This is a genomic window from Micromonospora sediminicola, assembly GCF_900089585.1.
GTDB lineage: Bacteria > Actinomycetota > Actinomycetes > Mycobacteriales > Micromonosporaceae > Micromonospora > Micromonospora sediminicola.
In genome coordinates this window covers 848,679-860,833 of record NZ_FLRH01000004.1, presented here as the reverse complement: position 1 = coordinate 860,833, position 12,155 = coordinate 848,679, and the positions used below count along the sequence as shown (strand labels likewise).

Below are 12,155 nucleotides of genomic sequence, written 5' to 3'. Positions count from 1 at the left end.
CCACAAGGGATTGCCGGATGCCGCGCGCGGGTAGGGCCCCGTCATGTCCGTCACCCCCCGCCGTGGGTCACCGGTCCGGCTCGGCCCGCCCGGCTCGTACGTGATGTTCATGCTGATCGCCGGGCTGTGCTGGCTGCCGCTGCGACTCTGGGACGAGCGTGACGGCTCCGCGCTGGTCGCCGTGGTCCGAGCCGGCCTGGGCGGGGTGATCTGGGGTTTCCTGTTCCTCTTCATCCTCGGTCGCTGGGGGGAGCCGCGCACCCCCGCCGAGGCGGAGCGGAACGCCGGCTGGCGGCTGACCATGGCCGCGCTGCGCCGGGGCGAGCCGCCGACCGACGAGGCGGATCTCGCGGCGGTCACCGACAACCTGCCCGCCGTGCGCCGGGGCGCGCTGCTCGGCGCCGTCGGGGGCACCGTGCTGCTCGGCGTGCTGATCGTGATCGCGCTGCACGTGGGGTGGACGGGCAGCGCGATCGGGTTCGGGGTGGTGCTGGTCGCGGTGCTGGCCCAGGCCGCCCGGACCAGGCACCGGGAACGCCGGCTGCGAGCGCGGCTCGCCTCTGTCCAGGGCGGGTGAGCGGTGCCAGACTGGCCGCCATGGAGCAGCATCTCTACGAGCCCGTCCACGAGGAGTTCCGGGACCTGTGCCGCCGGTTCCTGACCCGGGAGGCGGTGCCGCACCACGAGCGCTGGGAGGCCGACGGGATCGTCGACCGGGAGGTGTGGCGGGCCGCCGGCGCGGCCGGGCTGCTCGGCCCCGACGTCGACCCCGAGTACGGCGGCGGCGGGCAGCGCGACTTCCGGTTCAACGCGGTGCTGGACGAGGAGATCGTCGCGTCCGGGTGCTCGGGCCTCGGGTTCGGGTTGCACAACGACGTGGTCGCGCCGTACCTGACCGAGCTGACCACCGACGACCAGCGCAAGCGCTGGCTGCCCGGCTTCTGCTCCGGCGACCTGGTCACCGCGATCGCGATGAGCGAGCCGGGCGCGGGCAGCGACCTGGCCGGCATCCGCACCAGCGCGGTGCGCGACGGCGACAGCCTGGTCCTCAACGGGCAGAAGACGTTCATCACCAACGGCGAGCTGGCCGACCTGGTGGTCGTGGTGGTCAAGACCGCGCCGGAGCAGGGCGCGCACGGGGTCAGCCTGGTCGTGGTGGAGAGCGGCACGCCGGGCTTCGGTCGGGGCCGGCGGCTGGCCAAGGTCGGCCTGAAGGCCAACGACACCGCCGAGTTGTTCTTCGACGACTGCCGGGTGCCGGCGGAGAACCTGATCGGCACCGAGAACCACGGCTTCTACCACCTGATGGCCAACCTGCCCCGGGAGCGGCTGAGCATCGCCGTCGCCGCGGTGGCCGCCTGCGAGAAGCTGCTCGCGCTCACGCTGGAACACGCCCGGTCCCGGGAGGCGTTCGGTCGCCCGATCGGCCGGTTCCAGCACAACCGGTTCCTCCTGGCCGAGCTGGACACCGAGATCACCATCGCGCGCACCTTCGTGAACCACTGCGTCGCCGAGTTCAACGCGGGCCGGCTCTCGGTGACCGACGCGGCCAAGGCCAAGTGGTGGACCACCGAGCTGCAGACGAAGGTCGCCGACCGGTGCGTGCAGCTGCACGGCGGCTACGGCTTCATGCTGGAGTACCCGGTGGCGAAGGCCTGGCTGGACAGCCGGGTGCAGACGATCTACGGCGGCACCACCGAGATCATGAAGGAGATCATCGGCCGCGGCCTCGGTCTCTAGGGCCGGGCCAAACCGGGTGCCGGTCGGCCGGTCCGGTGCGGGAGGATGGGGGCCCGTCACCTCCAGGAGCGTCCGCCATGGCCACCGACCTGACCGCGCCGGCCCCACCCCGGACCGACGTCGCCGGCATTCAGCGACGTACCCTCCGCCTGCTCTTCCTCACCCAGATCATCGGCGGCACCGGCGTCGCCATCGGCATCTCGGTCGGCGCGCTGCTCGCCGCCCGGGTCGCCGGCACCGCCCTGGCCGGGGTGGCGCAGAGCGCCGGGGTGGTCGGGGCCGCGCTGCTCGCCGTACCGGTCACCCGGCTCATGACCGCCCGTGGACGCCGGCCCGGCCTGGTCGCCGCGTACCTGGTCGGCGCGGTCGGTGGTGTGCTGGTGGTGGTCGCGACCGCGACCCGGGTGGTGCCGTTGCTCTTCGTCGGCATGCTGCTGTTCGGCGGCGGCACGGCGGCCAACCTCCAGGCCCGCTACACGGCGGTCGACCTGGCCGAGCCGCAGCGCCGGGGTCGCCAGCTCTCGCTGGTCGTCTGGGCCACCACCATCGGCTCGGTGGCCGCGCCGAACTTCGCCGCGCTCGCCGACGACACCACCCAGGGCTGGGGGCTGCCGACACTGGCCGGCCCGTTCGCCTTCAGCGCCGTCGCGTTCACGCTGGCCGCCGCCGTGCTCCTGGTCCTGCTCCGGCCGGACCCGCTGCTCACCGCGCGCCGGCTGGCGGCGCCCGAGGCCGGCGCCGCCCCGCCGGTCGCCCGTCGCGGTGGCATGGTCGCCGCGTGGCGCACGGTACGCCGACGGCCGGCCGCCCGCCTCGGCATCGCCGCGGTCGCGGTGGGGCACCTGGTGATGGTCGCGGTGATGTCGATGACCCCGGTGCACCTCGGTGAGTGGCACTCCGACGCGGACGTGCTGTCGGTGGTCGGCATCGTGCTCAGCCTGCACATCGCCGGGATGTACGCGCTCTCGCCGGTGACGGGCTGGCTCACCGACCGGCTGGGTCGGCGGCCGGTGATCCTCGGCGGGGTCGCGCTGCTGCTGGCGGCGTGCGCGGTCGCCGGCACCGCCGGGCACCACACGCCGCCGCTCGCGGTGGGGCTGGCGCTGCTCGGGCTGGGCTGGTCGGGCACCATGGTGGCGGGCTCGACGCTGCTGTCGGAGTCGGTGCCCACCGCCGACCGGCCCGGCGTGCAGGGCCTGTCCGACCTGCTCATGGGGCTGGCCGGGGCGGGCGCGGCGGCGGTCAGCGGGTTCGTCATGCAGGCGGTGGGGTACCCGACGCTCACCGTGCTGGCAGCCATCGCGGTGGTGCCGCTGGCGGCGCTGGCGCTGCGGGGCACCGGCGGGGACGACACACTCGACGAGGGGGACTGAACAGGTGCGGCTGACCGACTTCTGGGCGCGGCTGGAGGAGGCGTTCGGGCCGGGGTACGCGGCCAGCCTCGCCAGCGACCAGGTGCTGTCCCAGCTCGGCGGGCGGACCGTCGAGCAGGCCCTCGCCGCCGGTGAGGAAACGCACGTGGTGTGGCGCGCCGTGGTGGCCGCCTATCCCGACCGGGTGCCCGCGCGACTACGCTGAGCAGCCTTTTCGTCGGTTCCGCGTGTCGCTTGCCCAGTCGTACACCTGTTCGGCTATTGTCCACAGCGGGGTGCTCGTCCACAGCTCACGGCCCGTCGGCTGGTTTTCTGTCGGACCCAGCGCCTAGCGTGTCCCGCGTGACGCGAAGCTCAGGAAAGACGCCGGCGAAGGCAGGGGTGGCAACCATGGCAGCAGGGCCTGACCGGGAGAAGGCGCTCGACCTTGCTCTCGCTCAGATCGACAAGCAGTTCGGCAAGGGTTCGGTGATGCGGCTGGGGGAGCGGCCCGTCGTGCAGACGGCCGTCATCCCGACCGGCTCCATCGCGCTCGACGTGGCGCTCGGCGTGGGCGGTCTACCGCGCGGCCGGGTCGTCGAGATCTACGGTCCGGAGTCCAGCGGTAAGACCACGGTCGCGCTGCACGCGGTGGCCAACGCCCAGCGGGCCGGCGGCATCGCCGCGTTCATCGACGCCGAGCACGCGCTCGACCCGGAGTACGCACGCGCCCTCGGCGTCGACACCGACGCCCTGCTGGTCTCCCAGCCGGACACCGGCGAGCAGGCGCTGGAGATCGCCGACATGCTGGTCCGCTCCGGCGCGATCGACATCATCGTGATCGACTCGGTCGCCGCCCTGGTGCCGCGCGCCGAGATCGAGGGCGAGATGGGCGACAGCCACGTCGGCCTCCAGGCCCGGCTGATGAGCCAGGCGCTGCGGAAGATCACCGGTGTGCTCAACAACACCGGCACCACCGCGATCTTCATCAACCAGCTCCGCGAGAAGATCGGCGTGATGTTCGGCAGCCCGGAGACCACCACCGGTGGTCGGGCGCTGAAGTTCTACGCCTCGGTCCGGCTCGACGTGCGCCGCATCGAGAGCCTCAAGGACGGCACCGACGTGGTCGGCAACCGCACCCGCGTCAAGGTCGTGAAGAACAAGGTCGCGGCGCCGTTCAAGCAGGCCGAGTTCGACATCATGTACGGCAAGGGCATCTCCCGCGAGGGCTCGCTGATCGACGTCGGCGTGGAGCAGGCGATCATCCGCAAGTCCGGCGCCTGGTACACCTACGACGGTGACCAGCTGGGCCAGGGCAAGGAGAAGGCTCGCGAGTTCCTCCGCGAGAACCCGGACGTGGCGGCCGAGATCGAGAAGAAGATCCTGGAGAAGCTCGGCGTCGGCACCGGTGGTGCGGGCGACGCCGCCGGCGGCCCGGAGCTGCCGCCGGTCGACTTCTGATCCGCTGACCCGTGGCAGGACGACGCGCCCGCACGGGGCGGGGCTGGGATGCCAGCCCACCCCGTGCGGGTGACGACACCGGCACGCCCCGGCCGCGCCGTGGGCGCCGTGGTCGCACGGCGGAGCCCGAATCCGGGGAGGCTCCGGCTCCGCCGCGCGACGAGGCGGAGCTGGCCCGCGAGATCTGCCTGCGGCAGCTCGCGGTGCGGCCCCGCACCCGGGCCGAGCTGGCCGGCGCGCTGGCCCGCAAGGGCATCTCCGAGGAGACCGCCGAGCAGGTGCTCGACCGCTACGACGAGGTCGGCATCGTGGACGACGCCGCCTTCGCCCGGGCCTGGGTGAGCAGTCGGCACGCCGGGCGGGGGCTGGCCCGCCGGGCGCTCGCCAACGAGCTGCGGCAGCGAGGCGTCGACGGCGAGGTGGCCGGCGAGGCGCTCGACGGGATCGACGAGGAGACCGAGGCGGACACCGCCCGTGCCCTCGTCGATCGGAAGCTGCGTACCGCCCGGGGCGAGCCCGACGCGGTGTTCCGGCGCCTGGTCGGGATGCTGGCCCGCAAGGGTTACCCGGCGGGGGTGGCGATCCGGGCGGTGAAGGACGCGCTCGCCGCGCAGAGCGCCGAGGCGGCCGAGTTCGCCGAGCACATCGACGCCGACGCGCTGGCCGACGCCGAGAACGACCTCGACACCCGCCGGCCCGACTGAGGGCACTGCGGCCCTCGGGGGAAGGGAGCGTGCGCCGTGCTGAAGGCGTGTCTGAACGGCGGACGGCGGCGGGACGAGCACCCGGCGGTGCCGCTCACCCCCACCGAGCTGGCGGACGACGCCGTCCGCTGCGCGAGCGCGGGGGTGGCGGCGGTGCACATCCATCCTCGGGACGACGCCGGTGCCGAGTCGCTCGATCCGGCCGTGATCGGCGCGGCGGTCAGCGCCGTCCGGGCGGCCCGGCCCGGCCTGCCGGTCGGGGTGAGCACCGGCGCGTGGATCGTTCCCGACCCGGTGGAACGGGTGGCCGCCGTCCGGGCCTGGACGGTTCTGCCCGACTTCGCCTCGGTCAACGCCCACGAGCCCGGCGCGGCGGAGGTCGCGGCGGCCCTGCACGAGCGCGGCGTGATGGTCGAGGCCGGGATCTGGACGCAGGAGGCGGTCGACGCCTGGCGCCGCTGGCCGACGCCGACCGGGCGGATCCTGGTCGAGTGCATGGCCGAACGGGTGGAGAGGGCACTCGCCGACGCGGCCGCGATCCTCGCCGCCCTGCCCGGCGAGGGTCCGCCGGTGCTGCTGCACGGCGAGGGGCCGGCGACCTGGCCGGTGTTCGGCGAGGCCGTGCGCCGGGGTCTGCACACCCGGATCGGCCTGGAGGACACGCTCCTGCTGCCCGACGGCAGCCCCGCCCCGGACAACGCGGCCCTGGTCGCCACCGCCCGGTCGCTCACCCGCTGACCTCTGCGCTACCCCCGACCCCTCCCGGCCCGCTCCTCCCGCCGGGCCGGCTCGCCCCGTCCCCTCCCGTCCCGGGCCGGAACCTGTCGTTTCTGATCAAGGAGTTGGCGTCGCCGGGGCAGACGCCAACTCCTTGGTCACCGAAGTGGAGCGTGGGCTCGGGAGGCGGCCGGCCGGATGCGGGTTGAGCAGGACGGGAAGGTCACGGTGAGGTGACGGGGGGCGGGTTTTGTCCGCGCGTGTCCGGCATCTGATCGACGCCGCGTGACCAGGCAACTTCTCTCCGTCCGGGTGGTTTGATCATGACTTCTTGACCGGAGGGCCCCTCGCGACCTAGCCTCGCCATACAGGCTCACTTTGCCCGACCAGCGCAGGCTAAGCGCACAACATAGATCGCGTAACAGAACAGCATCACTTTGGCCAGCTTCACCGGCCCCTTGACGGCCGCTCCGGACCCGGTCCGGAGCGTCCGACAACTGCAACCGGCCGCCGGCGGTTCCCGTGAGGGGCACCGCCGACGGAAAGCTACCCACAGCCAGCCGCTCCGGTCGGGCGTCCAGAGCCGCAGGTGCGTGCCCCTTCGCGCGCGTCCTGCGGCGCCGACGTTCAGGGGAGGCGGCCATGGCGGGGCGGCACAGGTTCACCGGCGGTCTGCCACACGGTCCCGGCCGTTCCTCGCCGGGCGACCGCGCACGACAGGCTGGTGAGCCACCCCAGGCTGGTGAGCCACCCCAGGCCGGTGAGCCACGACAGGCCGGTGAGCCACGACGCGCCGGTGAACCACGGCCTGTGGGCGAGGCGCGGCGGGTCGGCGGCGGGGCGACGTACCGGTGCGGAGCGACGGCATGAGCGCCTTCGACGTCGTCCTGCTCGTGGTGGTCCTGCTGCTCGTCGTGGTGGTGGTCGGCGCCGTGCTGTTCGGCGTGCGTACGCTCCAGCGGCTCAGCCTGGCCCCGGCGCCGGAGGACCCGGCGTTCATCGCGGAGAAGGACCGGCAGGAGCAGTCCCTGGCGGCGTTGCGCAGCGCGGCCGACGAGGCGAACAGCACCATCGACGTGGCGAAGTCCGCCGCCGCGGCGGCGCGTACCGAGGCGGCGGCGGCGAACGCCGAGGCGAAGGCGGCGCGGGCCGAGGCGCGGCGGGTGCTCGACGACGCCCGGGCCGAGGCCGACACCGTGCTGGAGCGGGCCCACAAGCAGGCCGAGGCGGACGCCGAGCAGTTGCGCGCCACGGCGCGACGCAGCGGTGAGCGCGAGGTGGCGGTGCTCGCCGCCACCACCCGGGAGCAGGCGGCCGAGGTCGAGCGGCGGGCCGCCCGGATGGACGAGCGGGAGCGGCTGCACACCGAGGAGGTGGAGCGGCTGGCCGAGCGGGAGCGGCAGCTCACCGCGGCCACCGCGGCGCTCGCCGCCCGGGAGGCGGCGCTGGCGGAGCGCGAGCGGGCGCTGACCGAGGTGGAGGAGCAGCGTCGCCGCGAGCTGGAGCGGGTGGCCGGGCTGACCGCGGAGTCGGCCCGCGCCGAGCTGGTCGAGTCGATCGAGGGGCAGGCGAAGCGGGAGGCGGCGCTGCTGGTCCGGGAGATCGAGTCGGACGCCCGGGGCACCGCCGAGCAGCGCGCGCGGCACATCGTCGTGGACGCCATCCAGCGGGTCGCCAGCGAGCAGACCGCGGAGAGCGTGGTCAGTGTCCTGCACCTGCCCGGGGACGAGATGAAGGGGCGCATCATCGGCCGGGAGGGGCGCAACATCCGCGCCTTCGAGTCGGTCACGGGCGTCAACCTGATCATCGACGACACGCCCGAGGCGGTGCTGCTCTCCTGCTTCGACCCGGTCCGCCGGGAGGTCGGCCGGCTCACCCTGGAGAAGCTGGTGCTGGACGGGCGCATCCACCCGCACCGGATCGAGGAGGTCTACGACCTGGCCCGGCAGGAGGTGGAGGAGCTGTGCCACCGGGCCGCCGAGGACGCGCTGGTCGAGGTCGGGATCACCGAGATCCACCCGGAGCTGGTCACCCTCCTGGGCCGGTTGCGCTACCGGACCTCGTACGGGCAGAACGTGCTCAAGCACCTGGTCGAGACCGCGCACATCGCCGGCATCATGGCCGCCGAGCTGCGGCTGGACGTCCCGACGATCAAGCGCTGCGCGTTCCTGCACGACATCGGCAAGGCGCTCACCCACGAGGTGGAGGGCAGCCACGCCATCATCGGCGCGGACCTGGCCCGCAAGTACGGCGAGACCGAGGACGTGGTGCACGCCATCGAGGCGCACCACAACGAGGTGCCGCCGCAGACCATCGAGGCGGTCCTCACCCAGGCCTCCGACGCCTGCTCGGGCGGGCGGCCCGGGGCGCGGCGGGAGAGCCTGGAGGCGTACGTCAAGCGCCTGGAGCGGATCGAGGAGATCGCGGCCGGCAAGCTCGGCGTGGAGAAGGTCTTCGCCATGCAGGCGGGCCGGGAGATCCGGGTGATGGTCAAGCCGGACGACGTGGACGACATCGGCGCGGCGGTGCTGGCCCGGGACGTGGCCAAGCAGATCGAGGAGGAGCTGACCTACCCGGGTCAGATCCGGGTGACGGTGGTGCGCGAGTCCCGGGTCACCGAGATCGCCCGCTGAGCGGCAGGGCAACGGAGAGCGGGCGGGTGGGGGAGTCCCCCACCCGCCCGCTTCGGGTCCGCCGGTCTCAGACCAGCTGGGTGGCGCCGGTGCCGCCGTCGGTCTGCGTCGACGGGAGCGGCTTGGCCGCGCTGCGCGGCAGCCGGGTCAGCCGCTTCTGCAGCCACCAGGCCAGGACCGACAGCAGGCCACAGATGCTGATGTAGATGGCCGCGACGATCAGGTACGTCGGGACGTACGGCAGGCCGAACGCCAGCCGGCCGCCGATCTGCTTGCCCGCGAAGAGCAGCTCCGGGTACGTGATGATGAAGCCGAGCGCGGTGTCCTTGAGCAGCACGACGAGCTGGCTCACGATCGCCGGCAGCATCGCGCGGAACGCCTGCGGCAGCAGGATCAGCCGCAGCACCTGGTTCTTGCGCAGGCCCACCGCGTACGCGCCCTCGGTCTGCCCGTACGGCACGGCGTTGATGCCGGCGCGGAAGATCTCCGCGAGCACCGAGCCGTTGTAGAGCGTCAGGCCGATGACCAGCGCCCAGAACTTGTCGATCGGCCAGCCGTACTGCAACGGCACGTAGTAGCCGAAGAAGATCAGGATCAGCAGCGGGATGGCCCGGAACAGCTCCACCACGAAGGTGGCCGGCGCCCGGAACGCCCACTTGTCACTGAGCCGGGCGCTGGCGAAGAACGCACCGAACAGCAGTGCCAGCACGGTGGCGACGGCGGCGGCCTTCAGCGTGGCCAACAGGCCGTTGAGCAGTTCCCGCTGCACCGCGGCGTACTGGAACTGCTCCCACCTGCGGGCCTCGAACTGGCCGGTCTGGTCGAACTTGTAGATCACGAACGCGATCAGGGCGAGGATCGCGGCGATCGAGACGACGCCGAGGATCCGGTTGCGCAGCCGGGCCTTCGGGCCGGGAAGGTCGTAGAGGACGCTGCTGCTGCTCATCGGGCCACCGCCCACTTACGCTCGAGGAACCGCTGGAGCACCACCAGCGGGATGATCAGGATGAGGAAGCCGATCACGATCCAGGTGAGCACGGCGAACTGCGGCTCACCCCGTTCGGCCATGTACGCCGGGATGGCGCCGGCCTCCAGCACGGAGAAACCGGCGGCGATCGTGGTGTTCTTCAACATGGCGATGAGCACGCTCATCAGCGGCGGGACCATGGCCCGCAGCGCCTGCGGCAGCACGATCAGCGTGAGCACCTGCCCGAACGTCATGCCCAGCGCCCGGGCGGCCTCGGCCTGGCCGGTCGCGACCGTGTTGACGCCCGAGCGGACCACCTCGCAGATGAACGCCGAGGTGTAGGCGATCAGCGCGATGCAGGCGCTCGGGAAGTAGTCGATGTTGACGTCCAGCTTCGGCACCGCGAAGACGAGGAACGCGAACACCAGCGTCAGCGGGGTGTTGCGGATCAGGTTGACGTAGGTGGCGCCGAAGGCCCGTAGGGCGGGGACCGGCGACACCCGCATCGCGCCGAGCAGCGTGCCGAGGACGAGGCTGCCGACGGCGGCGATCAGGAACAGCTCGACGGTGGTGAGGAACCCGTCGCGGAACAGGCTCGCGTTGTCCGTGAGGACGCGGAAGAACTCGCCCATGCCTCGCTCTCAGACTGTCAGACGGGGCCGGGCGGGGAGGAGGACCTCCCCGCCCGGCGCGACGTCGGGTGGCGGACCGTCAGTACCGCTCGAGCTGCGGCGGGGTGGCCGGCGAGCCGGACTTGCCCAGCGTGCCGTCGTAGATCTTCTTCCAGGTGCCGTCGGTGAACGCCGCCTCGATCTGGTCGTTCACGTAGTCGCGCATCGCCTTGTCGTCCTTGGGCAGGCCGATGCCGTACTTCTCGGTGCTGAACGGCTGGCCGACGACCTTGAGCTCGTCCGGGTTCTGCGCGGCGTAGCCCTTGAGGATGGCGTCGTCGGTGGTGACCGCGTCGACCTTCTTGTCGAGCAGCTGGGAGACGCACTCGGAGTAGGTCTTGAACTCGACGATGTTCTCCGGCTCGGTCATGCCCTCGTCCCGGACCTTCTGGATCGGGGTGGAGCCGGTGGCCGAGCAGACCTTCTTGCCCTTGAGCGCGTCCTTGCCGGTGATCGAGGAGTCGTCCTTGCGGACCAGCAGGTCCTGGCCGGCGACGAAGTACGGGCCGGCGAAGGAGACGTCGTTCTTGCGCTTGTCGGTGATCGAGTAGGTGCCGACGTAGTAGTCGATCTCGCCGCCCTTGATCGCGGTCTCCCGGTTGGCGGAGGCGATCTCCTTGTACTCGATCTTCGCCGGGTCGACGCCGAGCGTGCTGGCGACGTACTGGGCGATCTCGATGTCGAAGCCGCAGCGCTTGCCCTGGGCGTCCTTGTAGCCGAGGTTCGGCTGGTCGAACTTGACGCCGACGACGACCTTGCCGGCCGTCTTGATCTTCTGGAAGGCCGGGCTGCCGGCGACGTTGGCGTCCGTCTTGGGGGTGAAGGTGGCGCCCGAGGTGGTGCAGTTGTCGGACTGCGCACCGCCGCTGGCGTTGCCGCCGCCGCTCGGGGTGGGGTTCCCCTCCTTGCCGCAGGCGGCCGCGGACAGGGCGAGCGAGGCCATCATGGCCACCGCCGCCACGCGCTTGTAACGCATACTCATCTCCTTCTTCGACGGAGCCGCCCGGGGACGACTCCACTACGGACGCTCAGTGCGTGAGGATCTTGGAGAGGAAGTCCTTGGCCCGCTCGCTGCGCGGGTTCGCGAAGAACTCGGCCGGCGGGGCGTCCTCGACCAGCTTGCCGTCGGCCATGAAGATGACCCGGTTCGCCGCGTGCCGGGCGAAGCCCATCTCGTGGGTGACCACGACCATGGTCATGCCGTCGCGGGCCAACGACGTCATCACGTCGAGAACCTCGCCGACCATCTCCGGGTCCAGCGCGCTGGTCGGCTCGTCGAAGAGCATCGCCTTGGGCTGCATGGCCAGCGCGCGGGCGATGGCCGCCCGCTGCTGCTGGCCGCCGGAGAGCTGGGCCGGGTACTTGTCCGCCTGGTTGGCGATGCCGACGCGGTCGAGCAGGGCCAGCCCGCGCTCGCGGGCGGCGGCCGGCTTCTCCTTGCGCACCTTGACCGGTCCGAGCGTGACGTTCTCCAGGATGGTCTTGTGCGCGAAGAGGTTGAACGACTGGAACACCATGCCGACCTCGCTGCGCAGCTTGGCCAGGGGCTTGCCCTCGGCCGGCAGCGGCTGCCCGTCGAACGTGATGGTGCCCTCGTTGATCGGCTCCAGCCGGTTGATGGCGCGGCACAGCGTCGACTTGCCGGAGCCGGACGGGCCGATCACGACGACCACCTCGCCCCGGCCGACGGAGAGGGACACGTCGTCGAGCACGTGCAGCGGCCCGAACCACTTGTTGACCCCGTCGAGCACGATCAGCGGGTCGCCCGTCGTCACGTCGTCCACCGTCCCTGTCGTCCGTGCCGGAACGGGGGGTCGGTCGACCCCCCGGTTGGGCAACTGTAGGCGGCCTGATGTGGCAGAACGCAACCCAGATGGTCACGGAGCGGTAACACCGGTCACCGGCGTGCC

General features: G+C 72.3%; 12 protein-coding genes. 8 read left to right on the top strand and 4 right to left on the bottom strand.

Annotation, left to right across the window (positions count from 1 at the left end; genetic code table 11):
• Positions 1–43 precede the first annotated feature (43 nt).
• From GA0070622_RS25480 to rny, 8 genes are all read left to right on the top strand, one after another.
• Entirely contained in the window at positions 44–577 is a 534-nt protein-coding gene (locus tag GA0070622_RS25480; protein ID WP_091579740.1) for a hypothetical protein, read from the top strand.
• A 20-nt stretch (positions 578–597) separates the two neighbouring features.
• Positions 598–1,740: an acyl-CoA dehydrogenase family protein gene (locus GA0070622_RS25475; RefSeq protein WP_091579735.1), complete on the top strand. Its 1,143-nt coding sequence runs from the start codon at positions 598–600 to the stop codon at positions 1,738–1,740.
• A 77-nt stretch (positions 1,741–1,817) separates the two neighbouring features.
• Positions 1,818–3,113 carry an MFS transporter gene (locus tag GA0070622_RS25470; protein WP_091579732.1) on the top strand — a complete coding sequence of 432 codons (1,296 nt, stop codon included), beginning with the start codon at positions 1,818–1,820 and terminating at the stop codon, positions 3,111–3,113.
• A gap of 4 nt (positions 3,114–3,117) precedes the next feature.
• Positions 3,118–3,318 (top strand): DUF3046 domain-containing protein, encoded by a 201-nt coding sequence (locus GA0070622_RS25465; protein ID WP_091579728.1) that lies wholly within the window; start codon positions 3,118–3,120, stop codon positions 3,316–3,318.
• Positions 3,319–3,503: 185 nt separating this feature from the next.
• Positions 3,504–4,553, top strand: coding sequence for a recombinase RecA (gene recA, locus GA0070622_RS25460; RefSeq protein ID WP_013284729.1), 1,050 nt, complete (start codon positions 3,504–3,506; stop codon positions 4,551–4,553).
• An 11-nt stretch (positions 4,554–4,564) separates the two neighbouring features.
• Positions 4,565–5,257 (top strand): regulatory protein RecX, encoded by a 693-nt coding sequence (locus GA0070622_RS25455; RefSeq protein ID WP_091579723.1) that lies wholly within the window; start codon positions 4,565–4,567, stop codon positions 5,255–5,257.
• 36 nt (positions 5,258–5,293) lie between these two features.
• Positions 5,294–5,995, top strand: a complete 702-nt coding sequence (locus tag GA0070622_RS25450) for a 3-keto-5-aminohexanoate cleavage protein (RefSeq protein WP_091579720.1) — start codon at positions 5,294–5,296, stop codon at positions 5,993–5,995.
• A gap of 845 nt (positions 5,996–6,840) precedes the next feature.
• Positions 6,841–8,607 (top strand): ribonuclease Y, encoded by a 1,767-nt coding sequence (gene rny, locus GA0070622_RS25445; RefSeq protein ID WP_091583983.1) that lies wholly within the window; start codon positions 6,841–6,843, stop codon positions 8,605–8,607.
• 67 nt (positions 8,608–8,674) lie between these two features.
• Here the strand turns inward: rny and GA0070622_RS25440 are convergent, their stop codons facing one another.
• The 4 genes from GA0070622_RS25440 to GA0070622_RS25425 form a co-directional block, all read right to left on the bottom strand.
• Positions 8,675–9,553, bottom strand: coding sequence for an amino acid ABC transporter permease (locus GA0070622_RS25440; protein ID WP_091583979.1), 879 nt, complete (start codon positions 9,551–9,553; stop codon positions 8,675–8,677).
• Positions 9,550–10,206, bottom strand: a complete 657-nt coding sequence (locus tag GA0070622_RS25435; protein WP_091579716.1) for an amino acid ABC transporter permease — start codon at positions 10,204–10,206, stop codon at positions 9,550–9,552. Before GA0070622_RS25435 ends, GA0070622_RS25440 begins: the two co-directional genes overlap by 4 nt.
• A gap of 79 nt (positions 10,207–10,285) precedes the next feature.
• On the bottom strand, positions 10,286–11,221 hold the full coding sequence (locus tag GA0070622_RS25430; RefSeq protein ID WP_091579711.1) for a glutamate ABC transporter substrate-binding protein: 936 nt from the start codon (positions 11,219–11,221) through the stop codon (positions 10,286–10,288).
• Positions 11,222–11,273: 52 nt separating this feature from the next.
• The gene (locus GA0070622_RS25425; RefSeq protein WP_091579707.1) at positions 11,274–12,029 is read right to left on the bottom strand and encodes an amino acid ABC transporter ATP-binding protein; all 756 of its coding nucleotides are present in this window, start codon (positions 12,027–12,029) and stop codon (positions 11,274–11,276) included.
• Between the last annotated feature and the right edge of the window lie 126 nt (positions 12,030–12,155).